Source organism: Methanobrevibacter sp. (assembly GCF_017940815.1).
Lineage (GTDB): Archaea > Methanobacteriota > Methanobacteria > Methanobacteriales > Methanobacteriaceae > Methanocatella.
In genome coordinates this window covers 45,159-65,728 of record NZ_JAGAXX010000013.1, presented here as the reverse complement: position 1 = coordinate 65,728, position 20,570 = coordinate 45,159, and the positions used below count along the sequence as shown (strand labels likewise).

The window sequence follows — 20,570 nt, the reverse complement described above, 5'->3', positions numbered from 1 at the left end:
CCACCTTATATATTAATTTTACTGCTTTTAAATTAAAAATAAAGAAAAAATAGAACGAAAAAATTTCGAGACTCAAAAACTAGTGAAAATTCAAATCACACAAGTTTTTGAAAGAGACGTTGTTTTTTTAAATTTTGGTGATGGATTTGATGCCTATTGGTAACGCTCATGGAATAGGATTTCATCTAATTGGTAATTTTCCCATTCACGTTTGTTTAATACAATTTCCAATTCCTGTGGTGTTAATAATGGTTTTTTATACATTTGAGAATCGTCAATTGCAATTCTTGGGCAGGCGCTGACAACAAATGCGTCCAGCTCCATATATGGAAGCAGTGCATCGGGTGTCACATTGTCAACAAGAATGATGTATGATTCCATTCCATGTTCTTTGAGAATCTTTTTAGTCTCTTTAGCTAATGCCATACGGTACTGGCCTTCTTTTGAAGATACAAGGATTCCCCATTTCTTGGCTGAACGTGCCTTGGTTATTCTTGCAAACCGGATTCTTAAAATCCTGTCTGCAAACTCGTCCATGCTTCTGATTTCTGAGTTGTAGGGATCCAGTGCTAAAACCGGTGTTTTTGTAAATAACTTGATTCCAAGTGGGTGGAAGTTTCCGCTTCCAATGAACAGGGTCACATCAACCTCCAAGTCCTTAATTGATGAGAAATTGCATCCCAATACCTGTCCCTTACGTGTTGATGGAGAAGAGCCCAGTATCACTTCCTTTCCATTGTCTTCTAGAAAATCCTTTGTCTCATTTAATAAGTGTAAGTGTTGAGTTGTTGTTACAAGACCAATTCTTGAGTAATCCTTTAGGTATTCTAGGCTTTTTTCAAGGTCCTTTTTTATGTCGATATTTGAGTATGCCTCAATGAACAGTGTTGGTGTTTCATACTTTAAAGGAAGGGGGGTGTGGCCGTAGTGTATAATCAAATCCACTGACCCTTTCATTTTCCAATCGCTAACGTCACATGCTCCAAAACAAGGATCTCCTGATATTATTACAACTGCATCGGTTTCATCTTCGATTGCGCGAGCTATTTTTGTTGCTTGGACTTTCAAACCTTCTGGAAACTGTAATCCTACTGTTTGTGCATCAAGAGAGTTGATTTTACGGATTACTTTATCTAAATCCATATCATACATTGACATTTTAATCTTCAATTGTGCTTTCGATAACTACCTTGCCGTCAATTACATCAAGTTTAACGATGGATAAGACGTCGACACCAGTTTCCTTCTTAACGATTTCTTTACCTTCGCCCTTGTCGATAATTGCAACCACGGATTTCAATTCCAATCCCATGTCTTCCAATGTTTTGATTAAAGCAACCAATGTTCCTCCGGTACTTACAACGTCGTCAATTAGCAAAATCTTTTCACCTTCGTGGAGGTCGTTCACGTAAAGGTTTGATGAGCCGTAACCGGTCTTTTGATAAACTTCGGTTTCACCAGGCAATCCGTATTGTCTTTTACGGATTACGACAAATGGAATGTCTGTTGCAAGGGAGAGTGCGGTTGCGAGGTGAATTCCCATAGCTTCAACAGCAACAATCTTGTCAATGTTTAAATCTGCATGCTTGTGAACAGCTAATGCCAATTCCCTAAGCATTATAGGGTCCATTGCAGGAACACCGTCACTTATAGGATTTACAAAATAATTGTATTCGCCTTTCTTAACAATTGGGGACGCTTCTAATGATTTAATTACTTCTTCTAACATATCTCTCACACAAAAAATTATTAAACACTTAATAAATATAAATATATTTTAATATAATTTATAAATTATTATTACAAGTGATTATTATGCTCGGAAATTTAGGAGAAAATCTTACTAATACCATGAAAAAATTAGTGGGAATGTCAGTTATTGATAAAAAAACCATTAAAGAGGTTGTAAAGGACATACAACGTGCTTTAATTCAATCTGACGTTAATATTAAATTAGTTTTAGATTTATCAAAAAAAATTGAAAGCCGTGCTCTTGAAGAGGAACCTCCTAAAGGTATAACTCCAAGAGAGCATGTTATAACAATTATCTATGAAGAGATGGTCAACCTTTTGGGCAGTGAAGCTGCTGGCCTTGACATCAACGACAGGCCATATAAGATTCTGTTCTTGGGTCTTCAAGGTTCAGGTAAGACCACAACCATCGGTAAGTTGTGCAGATACCTGCAGAAAAAAGGTTTCAACCCTGCTGTCGTATGTACAGACACATGGAGGCCTGCAGCATACGAACAGTTAAGGCAATTGACTGAAGAGATGGACGTTCCGCTATATGGTGATCCTAACAACAAGGATGCTTTGGACTTAGCGCAAAAAGGTTTGCAAGAGTTTAAAAACCGTAAGGTCATCATTTTCGATACTGCAGGAAGGCACAAGGAAGAGGCTGACCTGATTGCTGAGATGGATGAATTGGATAACATCATCAATCCGAATGAGGCTATTCTTGTAATTGACGGTACCATCGGTCAGCAAGCTGGTGAACAGGCAAGGGCATTCTCACAGGCAACCGATATCGGTTCAATCATCATTACCAAATTGGACGGTTCTGCAAAAGGTGGGGGCGCAATGTCTGCTGTGGCTGAAACCGGTGCTCCAATCAAGTTCATCGGTACTGGTGAAAGGGTGGATGACTTCGAACTGTTCGACCCTGAAAGATTCATCTCAAGGCTATTGGGTATGGGAGACATCAAGTCCCTTATCGAAAAGGCTGAGGAAAACATCGATGAGGATGTTGCCGAAAAGACAATGAAAAACATGATGTCCGGTAAGTTCACATTGATGGACATGAAAAACCAGTTTGAGATGATGAACAGTATGGGTCCGATGCAGCAGGTTCTCAACATGATTCCTGGAATGGGTAACAAGATTACCAAGGAAGCGTCAAAAATGACAGAGGACAAGATTGACTCATACAAAATCATGATGTCCTCAATGACCGAAGAGGAGATGCTCAATCCTAAAATAATCAAGCAATCCAGGGTTCAGAGAATCGCACGGGGTTCTGGTGTTGATGAAAGTGAAGTTAAGGAATTGTTAAAATATTATAATAACACCAGAAAGACCATGAAAGGACTTGGAAAACGTGGTGGTCGTCTTGGAAGCGGTGCAATGAACCGTATGATGGGACAATTCATGAATAGATAATATGAAACTAGCAAAAGATATTTTAAATGAAACTGATGGCAAGATCTGCAAGCATTGCCTTGGACGTAAGCTATCCAAAACAATAGAAGGCACCAACAATATAGAAAGGGCAGACAAGGTCTGCGATGAATTGGATATCAATCTGGACGATGTTGACTGTGTAATCTGTGATAACATCTTCAACAAGTTGGATGACGATTTGTATGAAAAGATTGACGCTAAAATCAACCAATTGGGTGTTGAATTCGATACTTTTTTAGTCGGGTCACAGATTCCAAAGGATATCAGAAACCGTGACGATGAACTGTCAGAAAAGTTCAATTTGAATGTTGAAACCCTTAAAAAGGAAGTCAACCGTCTAATAGGTCTTGGAATTTGGGAGCGTTACGACAAGGATGCGGAATTTGAAAGGCAGGACATTGTTTTTAACATTGACCTAATTTCTGAGCCAAAAGTAAACATTCAAATCAATCCATTATACATTGAAGGAAAATACAACAAGCTTAAACGTGGAATTCCTCAAACTAAATGGCCATGCAGCAAATGTAAGGGAAGAGGTTGTGAGGAATGTAATTTCACTGGAAAACAATATCCGGAGTCCGTTGAAGAGTTAATATCCGAGCATTTTTTAAAGTTAACCAAAGGACGGGAAGCAAAATTCCATGGAGCTGGAAGAGAGGACATAGACGTATTGATGCTAGGCTCAGGAAGGCCATTTGTCCTTGAGATAAAAGAGCCAAAAATCAGAAACCTGGACTTGCCTAAATTGGAAGCTGAAATCAATAAGATCAATGAGGGAAAGACCTCATATCACAACCTGCATTTATGTGAAAGGCCAAGAAAGGCTGAAATCAAGCAATCCTCTCCTGATGCTTATAAAATTTACAATGCAATCGTGGAATGCGATGAAGCATATGATGAAGATAAACTTAAAGGCTTGCTGGAGTTAGGTGAAATCAATCAGCAAACTCCATTAAGGGTTTTAAGAAGACGAACAGATATGGTTCGTGTAAAACATGTGCTTGACTTATCATATGAGATAATAAATGATAAGACATTCAGCATGAAAATCAAGACAGAGGGCGGACTCTACATCAAAGAACTGATTTCAGGTGATGAGGGAAGAAGCCAGCCTAACGTTTCAGAGATACTGGGCGTTAATGCAGTTTGCGCACAGTTGGACGTATTGGAAGTAAGCGAGAAGTGATAACATGGCAGATGAATTTACACATTTAACAGACAGCGGAGTACACATGGTTGAAGTCGGGGGGAAACCTGACCAAAAAAGAAGGGCAATTGCAAGTGGAAGCATATTTTTAGATAAGCATACAATTGATTTGATTCAAAATGAGGAAATCAAAAAGGGAAATGTATTGACCACTGCTCAAATCGCTGGAATTCAAGCCGTTAAAAACACTTCTTCAATAATACCTTTGTGCCATCCTTTGGCGTTGACAGGTATCGAGCTTGACTTTGAGGTGAAAAAGGATGAAATCATTGCACGTTGTGCCGTTAATACATTGGGTAAAACTGGTGTGGAGATGGAGGCTATCACCGGGGTCAGCGTTGCTTTGCTTACAATATGGGATATGGTAAAGGCTGTTGAAAAAGATGAGGATGGACAATATCCTGATACTAGGATAAGTGACATTAAAGTCATCAAGAAGGAGAAAATTTAAACTTTATATATGATGAAAAAAATAATTATATTCAATTATTTTTTATGAATTAAATTTTATGGGAGAATATTTATGGCAAAAAAAGATAACAAAATTTCCATGCCTCAAACTGGTGCGGGTTTAGTAAGATACTTTGATGAAGAAAGTTTAGGTCCAAAACTTTCACCTGAGCATGTTATTGTTGCAGTTATTATTTTAGCAATTTTATGTTTTGTTTTAAGATATTCTGCTTAAGAATATTTCTTAAACAAAAATTTACTACTTTTTTTATAAACTTTGATTATCATGTTAACCAAAAGAATTATTCCTTGTCTAGATTGTGATTTACAGGTTCCAGAAGGTCGTGTCGTTAAAGGGGTTGAATTCAAGGAAATCAAATATGCAGGCAACCCGGTTGATCTTGCAACACGCTATTATGAAGAGGGAGCGGATGAAGTAGTTGTTTTGGACATCACTGCATCACATGAGCGCCGTGCAACCATGGCTGACGTTATTGACCGATTGACTGAAAACGTTTTCATGCCGATTTGCGTGGGCGGAGGAATAAGAAAAGTTGACGATTACATCAAGATGCTCAAGGCAGGAGCGGACAAGTGTTCAACAAACACTGCAGCAATTAAGAATCCGGAACTTCTCACAGAAGCTTCAAAGGTTGTTGGTTCTCAGGCTGTGGTCATTGGAATTGATGCCAAAAGAAGATATGTTGACCATCCTGATGATGCGAAAGACAAAACTGTCATAGAAACCGATAAAGGCTATTGCTGGTTTGACACAAGCATTTACGGCGGTCGTGAGTTTACAGGAATAGATGCTATCCAATGGGCAGTCGAATGTCAGGAACGGGGAGCCGGTGAGGTATTGTTGACCAGTATGGATGGGGACGGAACCCAAAACGGATATGACATTGAATTGAATAAGGCAATCAATGATGCGGTTGACATTCCGGTTATTGCAAGTGGCGGTGTTGGTGAGCCAAAGCATATCCTGGAAGTGTTTGAAAAGACTGACGTTTCAGCGGCTCTTGCGGCAAGCATATTTCATTTTAACCAGTATTCAATAGGTACAGTAAAGGAATACCTTAATGAAAATAATGTGGCTGTTCGCTTATGATTATTGAAAAACCTATTGACTTGGAATTGACTCAGTTATCGGGCCAGACTTCACAGCCTCCATGGTGTGAAGCTGAGGGTACTTTTTCTAATGTAGTTGATATTGATGGCAAACCTGTGATTTTCAATGTCAAACAATCTGGAGAATTTTTGGATTTTGATTATTCCGGTGACATTTCAGACAGACAGGCTGTTGACAAGCTCAATTACATTTTTGACTTGGGCTTTGATTTGGATAAATTCTATAAATATCTTGACAATCATGCAGAACTTGAGGAAATGTCAAAATTCTGCAATGGTTTAAGACTTTTTTTAGCTCCAGATCCTTTTGAGTGCGTTATATCCTCAATTTGTTCTGCAAACAACTCCATCAAAAGGTGGACCAAATCTATTTCACACATGAAACAGAATTGGGGAAATCAATATGGGAATTACTATGCTTTTCCTAAAAGTAGCGACTTAGTAAATGTGTACTTGGATGAGGAAGATGAATTAGATTTGTCAAATATTCAAGATATTTCAATGTGCACAAATAATCTTAAAAGTTGTGGCGTAGGATATAGAGCGCCCTACATGAGAAAGGCAAGTGAGCTATTTACAGATGAAATGAATCTTCAGGAAATTTTCAAAATGAGTTATGATGAGGCATTTGAAACCATTCTTAAGGTTCCTGGCGTGGGTCCGAAGGTGGCTGACTGCATATTACTCTATGGATTTAACTTCAGAGAGGCTTTTCCATCTGATGTATGGATAAAACGCATAGTTTCACACTTGTACTTTGACGGAAAGGATATTAGTGTTGCCAAAGTCCGTGAGTTTGGAATGGAGGAGTTCGGTGAAAATGCTGGATATGTTCAGCTGTACATGTTCCATTATGCCAGAAAATCAGGTTTGATGAGCAAACTCAAATAAATCTACTTTTTTTAGAAAATCACTTATGTAATTAAATACATTATTTTAACTATGAAAGCTACCGAATTACTTGCAGAAATCAGGGAAAATCTAAAGGATTATCCAATTGAATATTTAAGAAACAAGGTTACTGACGACAGATACAAGGATCCTTTGACAAAAAGCCTTGCAAAATACAATTCAGAAGCATGGGACGAGATTTTTGCCCTAAATATCACTGAAGACTACGACATCAAGGATGGTGTGGTTGAAAACATCAAAAATGACATAAACTTTTATTTCGATACCTATGCCGGAGGGGATGAGGAAACCAGGGAATTTACAAAATACATCTCACTTTACTTGGCCTTGATGGCAAAAAGGCCGTTGCATCCGGTTGGCGAAAGTCCAGCAAAAGACCAGGTGTTTTTGGAAAACGGCGAATACAAATGCAAGACAAGAATCATGAGCATAAGGGATGAAAGGTCACTGTGCCGCTATTGCGTATGTAAGAATGCAGGTTATTCATTCGGATTTTAACATTGAGGATTCAAATCAGACGAGTATAGGAAATGTGTGATGAACTTACAGGTCTGCTTGACTTTTAAAATTTAAGTTGGAGAAAAGTTATTTTTCTCTATTAGGGATTGTTAATACCTTCAGGTATTTTATACTCGGTGTAATTTTGAGCTATTTTTTCAACAGTTCCATCTTTAAACATTTCGTCTAAAGTTTTTTGAACCTGGTTTTTTAACTCATCATTGCCTTTTTTAAACCCGATACCGTACTGTTCTTCTGAAATAATCTCATCTAGTATTTTATAATCATTTCCATTGGAATTTTTACTGACCTGATAATTTGCCATGCAGCTGTCTGCAATGATTGCATCACAGACGCCGGATTCTAAATTCATCATGGCGACGTCATATTCGTCGACTTCAGTAAGTTGCTTAAAACTGTTTTTAAGGGTTTTATTTTCCTCTAATGTTTTCAAAACTGAGTTTCCCTCTTGAACTTCAACATTCTTGCCTTTTAAATCACTTAATTTTGAAATGTTGGAGTCGGTTTTCACAATAACTACTTGGCTATTGTTGAAGTAAGGTTCTGACCAGGTATAATCGTCTTCTCTTCCATTGATTGTAAATTCTGACCAGATGCAATCGACTTCATTGCTGTTAAGTTCTAATTCCTTGGTGTTCCAGTCAATAATTGGTTGGGGTTGGAATGTCCAGTTGTTTCGTTTGCAAACCTCTTTTGCAAGGTCCATATCAAATCCGGAAACTTCACCGTTGTCATTAATGTATGTAAATGGTGGGAATTGATTATTAAATCCAACAACTAGTGTGTCGTCTGTTTCAGTAGTTTCCTTGTCATTTCCAAAATTAAATATTCCCTCTGCGTTTGCAGTATTGATAATTAAGAATGTTATCAGTATTGCTGCAAATGCGATAATTGCTTGTTTTTTAATTGTCATTATGAACACCTATGTCCTTAAATTGGGAAAAATTATTTTTTCCAAAATGCTATTAGTAGATTTGTTTATTTAATTATTTAAAATTTTGAATTGTTTTTAATAATTTGGTAAAATTATATTGCATCAAGTATTCATTAATGGGGGGTTAAGATTTATGTTCCATTTTTCGTTTTCAATTTGAAGCTTTAAAAAATATATAAACTTCATTTTTAATATATTAACATTAATGGAAAAGAAAAATTTGCTCTTGTTGATTTGTACTGTATTGTCTTTTTTCACTGTTTTTGCTGTCAATGCAGTCAATATTGTAATTCCGAGCATTGCAACTGAATTTCATATGAGCAATATTGTTCAGAACTGGGTAACCATCATCTTTTTGCTGGTAGTGGCGGTATTGTCCGTTCCTGCTGGTCAGATTTCCGGCAAATATGGTCTTAAGAAGGTCACAAACATAAGCATTATCTTATTTATAATAATTTCCATAGTCAATGTCATTGTCACATCACAGGAGCAGTTCCTTGCATGCAGGTTTATTTTGGGAATTTCCCTAGCCTTCATCAATGTCACTTCAATGGCAATGATAGTAAATGTTTTCCCGCCTGAAGAGCGTGGAAAGGCATTGGGAATAAATATCACTGGAGTTTATGTTGGTTTGTCATTGTCTCCGGTAATTGGAGGGATTCTGAACTACAATCTCGGTTGGAGATCTGTTGTATTGTTTGGTGTGCCGTTTCTATTTGTAATTCTTGCATTGCTTCTGACAAGAATCGATGATGAATGGTCCTCATTTGAAAACATTCCGCTTGATTGGAAAGGATCATTTGCATATGGGATTGGAATAGTGCTCTTCATGTATGGATTCACAATTCTAAACACTCAACTGGGAATAATCCTGACAATATTGGGTGTCATAATCCTTGTGATTTTTGCTTTGATTGAGCTGAGAGAGAAATATCCGGTGTTCGATATCAGGTTTTTCAAAAACCATAAGTTCCTCTCAGCAAATTTCGCATCACTTTGCGCATACTTGGCGACTTATGCGGTTACAACAATCCTCAATTATCACTTGCAATACATCAAGGGATTCGACTCACAGACTGCGGGAATAATCCTTCTTGTGGCACCATTATGTCAAGTGGTATTGGCTCCGATTGCAGGTAGACTGTCAGACAGATTTGTTCCACAAATATTGGCCGCCATTGGAATGGCATTGGGTACAATATCATTGTTCCTGTTCTCATCGCTGGACACCACCACCTCAATGGAATTTTTAATAGTGGCGATGATAATATATGGTGTGGGATTCGGTTTGTTCTCACCTCCGAATACGAACGTCATAATGGGTTCGGTTCCACCGAAAGACACTTCAGTCGCTTCGGCTGCTGTCGCTACAATGCGTACTGTCGGTCAGGCCATGAGTATGGGGATTTTGACACTGGTGTTTGCCTTTATCATGGGGGATGTTCCGATTATTGGGCAGTACTATCCTTTATTGATTCAAAGCTGTCAAGTGACTTGCATAATTTGTGTGGTGTTGTGCATAGCATCTGTTTTTGCCTCATTTGTGGGAATCAAGGCAAAGGCTTCAGATAATTAGATATCATGGCAAAGCTATTATTTGAGAATGTATAATATAGTATACGACAAATTGTTAAGGTGAAACAATGAAAGATTTTTTAGATTTAGCTTGCGAAAGGTATTCTGTCAGAAAATATTCTGACAGGGAAATTGAGGATGAAAAGCTTGAAAAGATTTTAAAGGCAGCACAGGTTGCACCTACTGGAAACAATTTCCAGCCACAAAGGGTTTTTGTAATAAAAAGTGAAGAGGGTCTTGAAAAAATCAGAAATTTCACACCGTACTGCTTTGGCGCTCCAATAGTGCTTTTAATCTGTTATGACAAAAGTGTATCCTGGAAAACTGTCGACGGACACGATGCCGGCCTTGACGATGCGGTAATCGCAACAACACAGATGATGCTTGAGGCATATGATCTTGGAATAGGTTCCGTATGGGTCAGGGGATATGACAAAAGGGTCTTGGACGAGCTTTTTGACCTTCCTGAAAACATGGTCACTGTCGCATTGCTTCCTATTGGATATCCTTCAGAGAAATCAAGGCCTTCCCCATTGCATTCCAGAAACGTAAGCATGGAAGAGATGGTCGATTATTTATAATTTAACTACTTAATATATACTATGATGGAAAGGAAATATTCGTTTTTAAGGGACAAGTACTACGAGTTGCTGTTGCCTACAATGTTCATGGTGATGTCTGAAAAGATTGCGGTGGTAATTGATGTAGTCCTAATTGGATTGATCCTTGGAGGCTCAAAGCTTGCTCCTGTAAATTCAATATCTCCTTTGCTTTATTTTACAGGTATTTTTTACATTCTGTTTGGTCAGGGAGGTAGCCTGCTGGCATTAAGGGCAAAATCAGACTTGGATGAGGAAAAATCAAATTTTTATTTCACGGTTTCTATTCTCGGAATCATTGCAATTTCATTGATTTATATTGCATCAATATTCGTTTTTTCAGACAATATATTGCATCTGTTAAACACTCCTGAAAACATTTACATTCAGGCTAAAAGCTATCTGCATGTAATGATGTTTTTCTATCCGTTGAATTGTTTCATCATAGTTATTTCATATTTCATCCGTTCTGACGGATATCCTAGATTGCCTTTCTATTCAGTATTGATAGCTAATGTGACAAACTTAATATTTGACGTCATGTTAATGAAAGGATTCAACATGGGCATTGAAGGTGCTGCATTGTCAACAGTTGTGGGATATGTTGTTGGCATGGCGTATATCTCAAAATATTTCTTCAATAAAAACCGTACCTTCAAATTCGTTTCAGTTACCAAATTGAAAATAAAACAGGTGTTACAGTCCCTCAAAACCATAATATTAAACACTCCTGAGGTTGTCGGAAAGATATTCTTCTCAGTCCAGATGGCTGTCTTCACATATCTTTGCTCCACATATTACGGTGCTGCAGGTCTTTTGGCGTTTCTTGTATATGACAACTCCGAAACATTCGTCTACATCGTCTTGTCCGGAATCATGAAGGCAATGAGTCCGATTGTGGCGGTGTTTTATAAGGAGATGGACTTCAAGGCAGTGCAATACATAATAAGGAAATCAATAAAGCAGATTTTAATTGTCAGCATTCCAATATCTGTTATCTTCTTTGCTTATCCTGAGATATTGATCAAGTTATTCAACATTACCAATCCTGAATATGTTGGCGTCGTTACGTTTGCAATACGAATAACCTCATTTGGATTGATTGGCCGGGCAATGTCCTATCTCTTGGCCAACTATGCTCAGGCCATTGAACAGAACAGGATTTCATTTACAATCACATTTTGCGAAGAGTTCCTGATTTCCATTGTGGCGGCATTGATATTGACTCATTTAATTGGAGGAATCGGCATATGGATTGCAATCCTATTGTCCGAAACAATACCTCTTTTAATTTATCTTGGTATGGCAATGCGCCTTCAGAGGGGTCATAAAAATGAAATCAAAGACATTTTAATGCTTCAGGATTCCAAACTTGTGAACTTCACATATGAAAAGGGGAATGATAATTATCCGGATGAGACCTTAGAAAAAATCGAGACAATATTCGGGAATCATGCTCAGCTATTTTTCTCATCTGTGGACGGCATATGCGAAAACATTTTTGAACAGGACTCTTCACTAAGCCAGATTGACATTACCGTAAGGATGGCAAACGGCAAGGCAGTGGTTCTTTTTATCGATGATGGTGAGTTCTACAATCCGTTCAACAATAAGGAATTCAACGAATCTCAAACAATTAGGAAATTAAAGCAAAAAAATTGTGAATTTGACTATTCTAATGTTTTAGGATTCAACAAGTCATATGTGAGATTCAGTTACTAGTTTTAAAAAAAGAAGTTGAAAGATAAGGAATTATCTTTCTTCAACGGTCACTTTGTTCATTACGTCTCCTTGTTGGATAGCGTTAACGACATCTTGACCTTTGATGACTTGTCCGAATACGGTGTGAACACCGTCTAAGTGTGGTTGTGGACAGTGGGTAATAAAGAATTGACTTCCGCCGGTGTCTTTACCTGCGTGTGCCATGGATAAAGCACCAGTTCCGTGTCTGTGAGGGTTTCCTTCGGTTTCACATTTGATTGTGTAACCTGGTCCTCCGGTACCGTTACCTTTAGGACATCCACCTTGAATCACGAAGTTAGGGATTACTCTGTGGAAAGTTAATCCGTCGTAGAATCCTTCATTGATTAATTTTTCAAAGTTAGCTACAGTTCCTGGAGCTTCGTTTGGGAATAATTCTAATTCGATATTTCCTTTATCAGTTTCGATTATAGCGACTTTCATTTTATCACCTAATTTTTAAATAATACTATTACTATTATCATTAATGATTAAATACTTTTTGAATTGTAACGGTTTTGATATTTTCTTTAAAAAATTGTTTTTATGCTATAAAATTGTATTTACTTTGTAATATTGACTTTATTCATAACAAAAACTATATTTAATGGATTATTTTATATATTAATTGTTATTTGGTGTTTTATCCGGTAATAATGGAAAATTATTTATAGTATACTGAGTATACTATATATTGGTGAAGTTAATGATGACAAAAACTATAAAAATTTCTGAAAAGACTCATAAATTATTATCTGAGCTTGCATCAAAAAATGAAACTTTTAATGATGTTATATCCTTCTTAATTGATTATTATTATGAAAATGAAGAATTTTCTGATGAAGAAGCAGAATTTTACAACAAAGAAATAGAAAAATTCGAAAATGGTAACCTAGAAGGAGTGTCTAAAGTTTCATTATCTGATTTAGAAAAAAGAATTTCAAAGCTAGAAAATGAGCTTAAAAAATGACATATGAACTTTTTGAACATGAACGTGTAAAAAAATTTTTCAAAAAACATAAAAACAATAAACCACTGCTATTAAGGATAAATAGAAAATATTATGAACTCTTGAAAAATCCATATAGTTCAGAATTCATTGAATTGAATAGTGTTAAATGCCCTAAATGTCACCGTGCACGAATTGGTAATTATAGGATTATTTTCTATATTTCTGAAAAGAACAAACGAATTGAAATAATAGATATTATTCCTCGAAAAAATAATTATAAACTATTTTGAAAATATTTTTAAGATTAAACAAGGAAGTATTTATTATTAATAAAATCAAAAATATTAATGTTTAAACAATTTAGGAGATTAAAATGAATACTCAAGAATTAATTAAAATTGAAGATGATTATTTCATTAACACTTTCACCAGACAACCAATCGTACTCGACCACGGGGAAGGTGTTAAGGTATGGGATATCGACGGAAATGAATACTTGGACATGTTTGCAGGTATTGCAGTTAACTGCTTAGGTCACAATCACCCTGCTTTAGTCAAAGCTATTCAGGACCAAGCTGAAAAATTGATACACATTTCAAGCATCTACTACAATGAGCCTGCATTGGTTTATGCTAAAAAGTTAATCGACAAAACTGATTTCGACAGAATATTTTATGCTAACAGTGGTGCTGAGGCAAACGAGGGAGCTATCAAGCTTGCTGTAAAATACACAGGCAAAGGCGAAATCATATCAACCGTAGACTCATTCCACGGAAGAACAATAATGACCCTTGCGGCAACAGGTCATGAGGAATATCATGAGCCATTCAAGGCTGTAATGCCACAAGGTTTCATCAACGTGCCATACAATGACATTGATGCAATCAAGGAAGCTATTACAGAAAACACCGCAGCTATCATCGTCGAGCCTGTTCAAGGTGAAGGTGGAGTCAACGTTCCAGACATCGAATACCTAAAAGAAATCGAAAAAATCTGTAACGAAAAGGACATCGTATTCATCGTCGATGAGGTTCAAACAGGTTTCGGAAGATGCGGAACACTATTCGCTTATGAGCTATTCGGAGTCAAACCGGACATTATGACAATGGCTAAAGGAATCGGTGGAGGAGTCCCAATGGGAGGAATCCTTGCAACCGAAAAGGTAGCTGGTGCTTTCGTTCCTGGAGATCACGGAACCACCTTCGGTGGAGGACCATTAGTATGTGCAGCTGCAAACGCAGTTCTTGACACATTTGATGAAGAAAACATCCTCGACAATGTAAATGAGGTCGGCGAATACTTCATTGAAGAGCTCAAAAAATTAGATAAGGAAGTCATTGCTGACGTTCGTGGTGTAGGTTTGATGGTTGGTGTGGAACTAACCAAACCTGGAGCTGAATACGTTGACAAACTCCGTGAAGCAGGATTCTTAATCAACTGTACTTCCGGAAACGTATTGAGATTCGTTCCACCATTGACAATCACAAAAGATGAAATTGACCAATTCGTAAAAGCTTTAGATGAAATACTCTAAAGCACATAATTCTTTTTTTCCAAAACTTTTTTAAGGCAGCTTGACAATGTCAATGTCTTGATCTCATCGATTGAAGCATATTTTCCGTCGGTATGCTCGTCGCTAATTTTAAACTCGCCCTCAACATCGTCCAGATACATTATCATCTGAACGGTTCTTTTATATGGATAATCGTGCTGTATGGCTATTGCAAGGTCTCCCGCCTTGCCGTCAAGGTTTGTTTCCTCCTTGATTTCACGCACAAGCGCATCATCAAAGAATTCTCCTTTCTCGACCTTGCCTCCAGGAAGTTCCCATGTGTCGGGGTCGGTTCTGCTTTTCGGATGCCTTTTCAGGATTAAAATCTCATCATTCTCGTTTTTGATTATTCCGCGCATTGTAAGTCCGTAATCTCGTTTCATATTTATTAATTTGAAAACTCTTTTTTTAAACATCTTTTGATTTTTAATCGGCAAAACGTCTTCCTTCACTAGTTTTAAATAGATTAAGCTAGATAACTAAATACATAATGTAACTTTTTTAAGGAGTTTAGATTATGGATTTAAATATTAAAGTAAACGACAAAAACCACCTTGACATCGGTGGAGCAGATGCAATTGACATTGCAGAAGAATTCGGAACTCCAACCTATGTAATGGATGAAAATAGAATAAGAGACAATTACAACAGATTTTATTCAGCTTTCTCCAAATATTATCCTGACTTTAAAGTATTCTATGCATGTAAAGCTAATACCAACCTTGCAGTAATGAAAATATTGGAATCTGAAGGTTGCTGTATTGATGCGGTTTCACCTGGTGAAGTCCACATTGCAAAAATGTTAGGATTTGCAGGCGAAAGAATCTTATTTACAGGTAACAACATTACCAATGACGAGCTAAAATTCGTTCATGATGAAGGTGCAGTATTAAACATCGACTCAGTATCAGCACTTAAAAGATTAGCTAATGTGGTTGATCCTGAAGGATTAAAAATCTCATTCAGAGTAAACCCAATGGTCGGTGCAGGACACCACGACCACTGTATCACCGGTGGAGTAATGAGTAAATTCGGTATCATGGATAATGAGGCTGTTGAAGTTTATGAAATGGCAAAAGAATTAGGATTCAACCCAATCGGTATGCACTCCCACATCGGATCAGGTATTCTTGACCCTGAACCATTCAAATTGGCTATTGAATCCACAATGGACATCGCAGGAAAAGTTCACGAAGAAGCAGGAATCGACTTTGAGTTCGTTGACTTCGGTGGAGGTGTGGGCGTTCCATACACTCCTGAAGAAAACGTTGTTGACTTGGACAAATTTGCAGAAGTCAATGTGGGATTATTCAAAGAAAAACTCGAACAATACGATATGGGCAACCCTACAATGTATCTCGAGCCTGGAAGATTCCTTGTGGCTGACGCATGTGCACTTCTCGTAACCGTCAACAGTGTAAAACAAAGCTACAGAAAATTCATCGGTGTAGATGCAGGTTTCCACACCCTCTTAAGACCAGCAATGTATGACTCATACCACCACATTGTGGATGCAAGCAGAATGGATGCTGAAAACACCCAAGAAGTGGACATTGCAGGTAACGTATGTGAATCCGGAGACCTATTCGCACGTGACAGGCCAATGCCTGACGTTGAAGAAGGAGACGTATTGGCTATCCTAAACGCTGGTGCATACGGTTTCACCATGTCTTCAAACTACAACTCAAGACCATTGGCTTCAGAAATATTGGTGACTGACGGCGAATGCAATGTAGTAAGGGAAAGAGAAACCTTCGAGGACTTATACGATAAACAAATCATTCCACCACATTTAAAATAAGTTGATTGCTATGGTATATTTAAAAGGATTAAAATTTTCAAAAATGCACGGAATAGGAAATGACTTCCCAATAATCAATGAGTTTGACGGGGAAGTCATCCCTGAAGCTGACAAACCTGAAGCATGCAGAATATTATGCCACAGAAACTTCGGTGTCGGTGGTGATGGAGTTCTCTTCGTTGAACCGTCTGAAGTGGCTGACATAGGATACAGAATGTTCAATCCTGATGGCAGTGAAGCTGAAATGTGTGGAAATGGTATCAGATGTTTTGGAGACTTTGTTTACAGAAAAGGTATTTTAAAACAGGAAAAGATGACTGTTGAAACAAGAGCAGGAATCAAGACAATCGAAATCACCTTGGAAGATGACGAACCTGTGCTCTTTAAAGTTGACATGGGAACATCTACATTCAAGACTCCTGAAATTCCAATGACATCCGACAAGGAAGAGTTCCTTGACGATGAGCTTGAAGTTATCGACACCACATTCAACGTGACTGCAATCAGTGTAGGAAACCCTCATGCAATCATTTTCGTTGACAACGTCGATGAGATTGACATAAACAAGTATGGTCCTGCTATTGAGGCTCATGAAGTGTTCCCTGAAAAAATCAATGTCCACTTTGTGGAGGTCATATCTAAAAACGAAGGTAAGATGATTACTTGGGAAAGAGGTGCTGGTGTGACCCTTGCATGCGGAACTGGTGCTACTTCAACTGCTATTTCAGGTTTCAAACTTGGATTGTTTGATGAAGATATATTGCTTCACTTGCCTGGTGGCGACTTAAAATTCAATGTTTATGAAAAAGAAGATGCTTTGGGCGCTTTCATGGAAGGCCCAGCAGAACTTGTATTTGATGGAGAATTCTAATTCTCCTAACTAACTTTTTTTCTCATTAATCCTACTATGATGTCAATGACAGCTAGTACGATTATTAAAATTATCCATATATTGATTTCCTTTCTGAGTATTGCAAATGCTATTGCAAGTATTATCAAAATTGCTCCAATTAGTATTGATTTTTTCCATTCTTCCATGTTGTTACCTCTAAATTTTGTAAGCGTTAATTAATGTGATGTCTTCAAAAAAGAAATGTTCAGATTCCTTTATCTCTGCAATGAAACCTAATCTGTCTAGTTTTTCCAATGTTTCCTCATTGCCTGAAAGTGAAGACTGTATCAGCTGGACAATTCCACCATCGTTTAAGTGATTTCCCACTTCATCTAAGAACAAGTCGATGACTTTCCTACCATTTAGTCCACCATCGAATGCATAATTTAGCGTGTCATCAATAACATCACCATCTTCGGTTGGCAGATATGGAGTATTAAATAAAATTACATCAAACTTTCTGTTTTCAACAGGCTCAAACAGATTGCCGAATAGGATTTCAATGTTTTCAATGTTGTTGTCCTCAAAGTTCTTGCGTGCAAGTTCGCAAGCATCGAAGTTGATGTCTGTCACGGTAATTCTATCAGTTAACCTTGAGGCATACATTGCAACAATTCCGGAACCGGTTCCAATTTCCAAAACGCTCTGTCCGGACTTGATTTCCAAATTGTCAGCCAAAAGATAGCTGTCTTCAGCTGGAACATATACGTTATCGTCAGTGTTTATAATAAAATCAGCCATATTATCTACTCGTTAAAGATAGGATTCAATTTCTTTGACACTTCAAGAATCTCTTCAGGCTTTAAAACGATTACCCTTTTGGACAGATAATCGTTGAGCTCATCATCCTCGATATCGTTAAGTCTTTTCTTCAGCACTTTCTTGTCGATGTTGTTGATGATGTGTCTTGAGTCAATCAGGGCGTTTCTAATCTTTTTATTCCTGTGCTGGAATAGTGCCTTTGTGAATTTGGAATAAGTTTCAAAATCATCATCAGGAATTTGATTTTCCTTCGGGGTTAGCTTAACAACGCTCGAATCGATTTTTGGCTTTGGAATGAAACTTTCCTGACTCACATCAGTCAGTTTCTCAACATTGCATTTAAAATAAAGCATCGCTGAAAGCCTGGAATAGTTTTTGCTTCCGACCTCTCCGTTCATGCGATTAGCAAATTCCTTTTGATACATTAAAATAGCGAGATCAAAATCATAGTCTAGGAATTTAAAGGTGATTGGTGATGAAATCTGATAAGGTAAGTTAGAGATGATTTTATTAAATTGTGGAAAGTCCACTTTTAACGCATCATCATTTATTAACTCTACATTATCTATTTTTTCTTTTTTAAGTCGTTTAGCTAATATTTCATAGATTTGCGTGTCCTGTTCGATAGCTATTACCTTTTTTGCTTTTTTGGCAAGCTCAATTGTCAGTGTCCCAATACCAGTACCAATCTCCAAGACGACATCCTCTTTTGAGATATCTCCAAAGTTAATGATCTGGTCTCTTTTGTTTCTGTCAATCAGATAATTCTGACCAAGATTTTTATTTAACTTTATACCATTTTGATTCAAAATGTCTTTTGTTTCCTTGGATAAAGATTGGGATGTTTCACTAATCAATTTATCACTTATCTTCTTCTTGCAGCTCTTGGAGGCTGGGTAAATATGTAGTATTTATTTTTGCCTCTTCTTGGTGTTGTAGTGTCAAGTTCTTGTTTGACTCTGTTAACAATCATTCCTGCAGGGTCTGCCAATGTTGGAAGTCTTTCTGCAATGTCTTCAAAACTTTCGAAAGGTTTTTCTTCACGGGCTTTAATAATGTCCCACATATATTTCTTACCGATTCCAGGTATCAGTTCGAGTGAATGCATTCTGGTACTGACTGAACCGGCGGTATTGAAAAATTCAACGAATTTTTCCTCATTAGCTTCAACAATGTCACGGATAGCATAATCAAGTTCTATCCTACTTGTTGCAGTCAGGTTTTCAAAATCTAATTTTCCAAGCACTCTGTATATTTTTTCTCTTTTTCCTTTACCGATGTATACAGTATCTTGGATTTCTAAATCAACACCTCTTTTAGGAGCTAATTCAAGTAAAGTGAATTGTTCTGTACCAATAGCTTGAGCAATAGGTTTACCACCAAATTTGGACATGTCTGATGTGACATAGCCACGACTTAGGTAATCTAACACGACAGCATTTTCTTCTTTTTTAACTGCTGGTCTTTTTTCATTTTTATTTTTATCAACCATATTAATCACTCACTATCAGTTTCATATTATGATAATAATTTGACCATAATATTAACTTACTTTATAAATTTAAAGTTTAAGTATAATAAAGATATCTAAAAAAAGTAGGGTTTTCAGTAAAAATAAGGGATAATAATAAAAAAGGGGAATAGTAAAAATACTATTCTTCAACATCATATTGTTCTAACATTTCAAGAATTTTTTCCATGTCTTCTTTGTCTGTTTTACTTGGTTCTTTAGCAAAAATCAATCTCATGTCAGCTAAGTCTTGTGGAACCAAATCAACAATATGAGCAGCGACCTTAGCTCTTAAGCCAAATTCATCTTGAAGTTTAGCGTAAATCTCTTTTGCATCTTCTGCAGAATATCTTTTAAACCTTGCAAGGTGGTTTAATGTAAGATTTTGTTCATAATTTAACTCATTGTCTTCAGCAAAATCTTCAAGTATTTTTTTAACTTCAGAACCTGTAATTGGTTCGCTTTCAATAATTTCTTTTCCAATCATAGAAATCAGTTTTGTAATTTTAAGTGGTCAGGTCTTACTATTAATTCTTTTGCTTTGTTTCCATCTTTTAAGGACACAATGTATGCTTTACCTTTTTGACCTGTGATTTTACCGGTTTTACCATGGAATCTAGGTGCAGGTTGTCCTTTTTGGATGGATGGGTTAATAGTAATGTGAACTAAGTCTCCTTCTTCAAATCTTTGGAGTCTGTTTGTAATTGGGTTAGTTCTTCCAGGTCTTTGTACTTTGGTCATTTTTTTTCTTGATCTACTTTTTAATCCTCTTGATCTTTGCATAATATTACCTCTTAATCAGTAGTCTGGGTATAAATCTATGTTATCAGCGCCCTAGTATTAAAATAGCCCAT

26 protein-coding genes are annotated in these 20,570 nt (G+C 37.1%); 15 read left to right on the top strand and 11 right to left on the bottom strand.

Annotation, left to right across the window (positions count from 1 at the left end; translation table 11 throughout):
- Positions 1–153: 153 nt before the first annotated feature.
- The gene (gene dph2 / locus ILA26_RS02375; protein WP_292893687.1) at positions 154–1,158 is read right to left on the bottom strand and encodes a diphthamide biosynthesis enzyme Dph2; all 1,005 of its coding nucleotides are present in this window, start codon (positions 1,156–1,158) and stop codon (positions 154–156) included.
- 1 nt (position 1,159) lies between these two features.
- Complete coding sequence (gene hpt, locus ILA26_RS02370) at positions 1,160–1,729, bottom strand: hypoxanthine/guanine phosphoribosyltransferase (protein WP_292893685.1); 570 nt, start codon at positions 1,727–1,729, stop codon at positions 1,160–1,162.
- A gap of 80 nt (positions 1,730–1,809) precedes the next feature.
- Here hpt and ILA26_RS02365 point away from each other — a divergent pair, with 80 nt between their 5' ends.
- From ILA26_RS02365 to ILA26_RS02335, 7 genes are all read left to right on the top strand, one after another.
- Positions 1,810–3,159: a signal recognition particle protein Srp54 gene (locus tag ILA26_RS02365; protein WP_292893691.1), complete on the top strand. Its 1,350-nt coding sequence runs from the start codon at positions 1,810–1,812 to the stop codon at positions 3,157–3,159.
- Between the two features lies 1 nt (position 3,160).
- The gene (locus ILA26_RS02360) at positions 3,161–4,366 is read left to right on the top strand and encodes a tRNA pseudouridine(54/55) synthase Pus10 (RefSeq protein ID WP_292893683.1); all 1,206 of its coding nucleotides are present in this window, start codon (positions 3,161–3,163) and stop codon (positions 4,364–4,366) included.
- A 4-nt stretch (positions 4,367–4,370) separates the two neighbouring features.
- Positions 4,371–4,838: a cyclic pyranopterin monophosphate synthase MoaC gene (gene moaC / locus ILA26_RS02355; protein WP_292893681.1), complete on the top strand. Its 468-nt coding sequence runs from the start codon at positions 4,371–4,373 to the stop codon at positions 4,836–4,838.
- Between the two features lie 72 nt (positions 4,839–4,910).
- Complete coding sequence (locus ILA26_RS02350) at positions 4,911–5,072, top strand: preprotein translocase subunit Sec61beta (protein WP_292893680.1); 162 nt, start codon at positions 4,911–4,913, stop codon at positions 5,070–5,072.
- A 51-nt stretch (positions 5,073–5,123) separates the two neighbouring features.
- Positions 5,124–5,948 carry an imidazole glycerol phosphate synthase subunit HisF gene (gene hisF / locus ILA26_RS02345; protein WP_292893678.1) on the top strand — a complete coding sequence of 275 codons (825 nt, stop codon included), beginning with the start codon at positions 5,124–5,126 and terminating at the stop codon, positions 5,946–5,948.
- Positions 5,945–6,859, top strand: a complete 915-nt coding sequence (locus ILA26_RS02340; protein WP_292893676.1) for a DNA glycosylase — start codon at positions 5,945–5,947, stop codon at positions 6,857–6,859. Before hisF ends, ILA26_RS02340 begins: the two co-directional genes overlap by 4 nt.
- A 51-nt stretch (positions 6,860–6,910) precedes the next feature.
- Entirely contained in the window at positions 6,911–7,378 is a 468-nt protein-coding gene (locus tag ILA26_RS02335; protein WP_292893674.1) for a DUF2115 family protein, read from the top strand.
- Between the two features lie 100 nt (positions 7,379–7,478).
- Here the strand turns inward: ILA26_RS02335 and ILA26_RS02330 are convergent, their stop codons facing one another.
- Positions 7,479–8,312, bottom strand: a complete 834-nt coding sequence (locus ILA26_RS02330; RefSeq protein ID WP_292893673.1) for an amino acid ABC transporter substrate-binding protein — start codon at positions 8,310–8,312, stop codon at positions 7,479–7,481.
- Positions 8,313–8,538: 226 nt separating this feature from the next.
- Here ILA26_RS02330 and ILA26_RS02325 point away from each other — a divergent pair, with 226 nt between their 5' ends.
- The 3 genes from ILA26_RS02325 (at position 8,539) to ILA26_RS02315 (ending at position 12,229) form a co-directional block, all read left to right on the top strand.
- Complete coding sequence (locus ILA26_RS02325) at positions 8,539–9,909, top strand: MFS transporter (protein ID WP_292893671.1); 1,371 nt, start codon at positions 8,539–8,541, stop codon at positions 9,907–9,909.
- Between the two features lie 67 nt (positions 9,910–9,976).
- Positions 9,977–10,489, top strand: coding sequence for a nitroreductase family protein (locus ILA26_RS02320; protein WP_292893669.1), 513 nt, complete (start codon positions 9,977–9,979; stop codon positions 10,487–10,489).
- 21 nt (positions 10,490–10,510) lie between these two features.
- Entirely contained in the window at positions 10,511–12,229 is a 1,719-nt protein-coding gene (locus ILA26_RS02315; RefSeq protein ID WP_292893667.1) for an MATE family efflux transporter, read from the top strand.
- 30 nt (positions 12,230–12,259) lie between these two features.
- Here ILA26_RS02315 and ILA26_RS02310 read toward each other — a convergent pair whose 3' ends face one another.
- Complete coding sequence (locus tag ILA26_RS02310; protein ID WP_292893665.1) at positions 12,260–12,691, bottom strand: peptidylprolyl isomerase; 432 nt, start codon at positions 12,689–12,691, stop codon at positions 12,260–12,262.
- 262 nt (positions 12,692–12,953) lie between these two features.
- Here ILA26_RS02310 and ILA26_RS02305 point away from each other — a divergent pair, with 262 nt between their 5' ends.
- The 3 genes from ILA26_RS02305 (at position 12,954) to ILA26_RS02300 (ending at position 14,733) form a co-directional block, all read left to right on the top strand.
- Positions 12,954–13,217, top strand: a complete 264-nt coding sequence (locus tag ILA26_RS02305) for a hypothetical protein (RefSeq protein ID WP_292893664.1) — start codon at positions 12,954–12,956, stop codon at positions 13,215–13,217.
- Positions 13,214–13,489, top strand: a complete 276-nt coding sequence (locus tag ILA26_RS10335) for a type II toxin-antitoxin system RelE/ParE family toxin (RefSeq protein ID WP_366514872.1) — start codon at positions 13,214–13,216, stop codon at positions 13,487–13,489. Before ILA26_RS02305 ends, ILA26_RS10335 begins: the two co-directional genes overlap by 4 nt.
- Before the next feature lie 83 nt (positions 13,490–13,572).
- The gene (locus ILA26_RS02300) at positions 13,573–14,733 is read left to right on the top strand and encodes an acetylornithine transaminase (RefSeq protein ID WP_292893662.1); all 1,161 of its coding nucleotides are present in this window, start codon (positions 13,573–13,575) and stop codon (positions 14,731–14,733) included.
- Here ILA26_RS02300 and ILA26_RS02295 read toward each other — a convergent pair.
- The gene (locus tag ILA26_RS02295; protein WP_292893660.1) at positions 14,730–15,134 is read right to left on the bottom strand and encodes an NUDIX domain-containing protein; all 405 of its coding nucleotides are present in this window, start codon (positions 15,132–15,134) and stop codon (positions 14,730–14,732) included. The genes ILA26_RS02300 and ILA26_RS02295 overlap by 4 nt on opposite strands.
- 134 nt (positions 15,135–15,268) lie before the next feature.
- On the opposite strand from ILA26_RS02295, the gene lysA reads away from it, so the two are divergent.
- The gene (gene lysA / locus ILA26_RS02290) at positions 15,269–16,552 is read left to right on the top strand and encodes a diaminopimelate decarboxylase (RefSeq protein WP_292893659.1); all 1,284 of its coding nucleotides are present in this window, start codon (positions 15,269–15,271) and stop codon (positions 16,550–16,552) included.
- Between the two features lie 10 nt (positions 16,553–16,562).
- The gene (gene dapF, locus ILA26_RS02285; protein WP_292893657.1) at positions 16,563–17,423 is read left to right on the top strand and encodes a diaminopimelate epimerase; all 861 of its coding nucleotides are present in this window, start codon (positions 16,563–16,565) and stop codon (positions 17,421–17,423) included.
- A gap of 5 nt (positions 17,424–17,428) precedes the next feature.
- On the opposite strand, the gene ILA26_RS02280 is transcribed toward dapF, so the two are convergent.
- The 6 genes from ILA26_RS02280 to ILA26_RS02255 all read right to left on the bottom strand — a co-directional run bounded on the left by ILA26_RS02280 (position 17,429) and on the right by ILA26_RS02255 (position 20,499).
- Positions 17,429–17,590, bottom strand: coding sequence for a hypothetical protein (locus tag ILA26_RS02280; RefSeq protein WP_292893655.1), 162 nt, complete (start codon positions 17,588–17,590; stop codon positions 17,429–17,431).
- 10 nt (positions 17,591–17,600) lie between these two features.
- Positions 17,601–18,185 carry a HemK2/MTQ2 family protein methyltransferase gene (locus ILA26_RS02275; protein ID WP_292893653.1) on the bottom strand — a complete coding sequence of 195 codons (585 nt, stop codon included), beginning with the start codon at positions 18,183–18,185 and terminating at the stop codon, positions 17,601–17,603.
- A gap of 5 nt (positions 18,186–18,190) precedes the next feature.
- Entirely contained in the window at positions 18,191–19,063 is an 873-nt protein-coding gene (gene rsmA / locus ILA26_RS02270; RefSeq protein ID WP_292893651.1) for a 16S rRNA (adenine(1518)-N(6)/adenine(1519)-N(6))-dimethyltransferase RsmA, read from the bottom strand.
- Between the two features lie 8 nt (positions 19,064–19,071).
- Positions 19,072–19,698, bottom strand: a complete 627-nt coding sequence (locus ILA26_RS02265) for a DUF655 domain-containing protein (RefSeq protein WP_292893649.1) — start codon at positions 19,696–19,698, stop codon at positions 19,072–19,074.
- A 160-nt stretch (positions 19,699–19,858) separates the two neighbouring features.
- A complete protein-coding gene (locus tag ILA26_RS02260) occupies positions 19,859–20,203 on the bottom strand; it encodes an RNA polymerase Rpb4 family protein (RefSeq protein WP_292893647.1) in 345 nt (114 codons plus the stop codon).
- Positions 20,204–20,208: 5 nt separating this feature from the next.
- Positions 20,209–20,499, bottom strand: a complete 291-nt coding sequence (locus tag ILA26_RS02255) for a 50S ribosomal protein L21e (RefSeq protein ID WP_292893645.1) — start codon at positions 20,497–20,499, stop codon at positions 20,209–20,211.
- Positions 20,500–20,570 lie beyond the last annotated feature (71 nt).

Excerpts from the sequence above, each read along its gene's own strand:
- ILA26_RS02320 (WP_292893669.1), top strand. The coding sequence starts at position 9,977 with ATGAAAGATTTTTTAGATTTAGCTTGCGAAAGGTATTCTGTCAGAAAA.
- hpt (WP_292893685.1), bottom strand. The coding sequence starts at position 1,729 with ATGTTAGAAGAAGTAATTAAATCATTAGAAGCGTCCCCAATTGTTAAG.
- ILA26_RS02275 (WP_292893653.1), bottom strand. The coding sequence starts at position 18,185 with ATGGCTGATTTTATTATAAACACTGACGATAACGTATATGTTCCAGCT.
- ILA26_RS02350 (WP_292893680.1), top strand. The coding sequence starts at position 4,911 with ATGGCAAAAAAAGATAACAAAATTTCCATGCCTCAAACTGGTGCGGGT.
- ILA26_RS02300 (WP_292893662.1), top strand. The coding sequence starts at position 13,573 with ATGAATACTCAAGAATTAATTAAAATTGAAGATGATTATTTCATTAAC.
- ILA26_RS02280 (WP_292893655.1), bottom strand. The coding sequence starts at position 17,590 with ATGGAAGAATGGAAAAAATCAATACTAATTGGAGCAATTTTGATAATA.
- dph2 (WP_292893687.1), bottom strand. The coding sequence starts at position 1,158 with ATGTCAATGTATGATATGGATTTAGATAAAGTAATCCGTAAAATCAAC.
- ILA26_RS02325 (WP_292893671.1), top strand. The coding sequence starts at position 8,539 with ATGGAAAAGAAAAATTTGCTCTTGTTGATTTGTACTGTATTGTCTTTT.
- ILA26_RS02255 (WP_292893645.1), bottom strand. The coding sequence starts at position 20,499 with ATGCAAAGATCAAGAGGATTAAAAAGTAGATCAAGAAAAAAAATGACC.
- moaC (WP_292893681.1), top strand. The coding sequence starts at position 4,371 with ATGGCAGATGAATTTACACATTTAACAGACAGCGGAGTACACATGGTT.
- ILA26_RS02360 (WP_292893683.1), top strand. The coding sequence starts at position 3,161 with ATGAAACTAGCAAAAGATATTTTAAATGAAACTGATGGCAAGATCTGC.
- ILA26_RS02305 (WP_292893664.1), top strand. The coding sequence starts at position 12,954 with ATGATGACAAAAACTATAAAAATTTCTGAAAAGACTCATAAATTATTA.
- ILA26_RS02315 (WP_292893667.1), top strand. The coding sequence starts at position 10,511 with ATGATGGAAAGGAAATATTCGTTTTTAAGGGACAAGTACTACGAGTTG.
- ILA26_RS02340 (WP_292893676.1), top strand. The coding sequence starts at position 5,945 with ATGATTATTGAAAAACCTATTGACTTGGAATTGACTCAGTTATCGGGC.
- ILA26_RS02260 (WP_292893647.1), bottom strand. The coding sequence starts at position 20,203 with ATGATTGGAAAAGAAATTATTGAAAGCGAACCAATTACAGGTTCTGAA.
- dapF (WP_292893657.1), top strand. The coding sequence starts at position 16,563 with ATGGTATATTTAAAAGGATTAAAATTTTCAAAAATGCACGGAATAGGA.
- ILA26_RS02330 (WP_292893673.1), bottom strand. The coding sequence starts at position 8,312 with ATGACAATTAAAAAACAAGCAATTATCGCATTTGCAGCAATACTGATA.
- ILA26_RS10335 (WP_366514872.1), top strand. The coding sequence starts at position 13,214 with ATGACATATGAACTTTTTGAACATGAACGTGTAAAAAAATTTTTCAAA.
- ILA26_RS02335 (WP_292893674.1), top strand. The coding sequence starts at position 6,911 with ATGAAAGCTACCGAATTACTTGCAGAAATCAGGGAAAATCTAAAGGAT.
- lysA (WP_292893659.1), top strand. The coding sequence starts at position 15,269 with ATGGATTTAAATATTAAAGTAAACGACAAAAACCACCTTGACATCGGT.
- hisF (WP_292893678.1), top strand. The coding sequence starts at position 5,124 with ATGTTAACCAAAAGAATTATTCCTTGTCTAGATTGTGATTTACAGGTT.
- ILA26_RS02295 (WP_292893660.1), bottom strand. The coding sequence starts at position 15,134 with ATGAAACGAGATTACGGACTTACAATGCGCGGAATAATCAAAAACGAG.
- ILA26_RS02310 (WP_292893665.1), bottom strand. The coding sequence starts at position 12,691 with ATGAAAGTCGCTATAATCGAAACTGATAAAGGAAATATCGAATTAGAA.
- ILA26_RS02265 (WP_292893649.1), bottom strand. The coding sequence starts at position 19,698 with ATGGTTGATAAAAATAAAAATGAAAAAAGACCAGCAGTTAAAAAAGAA.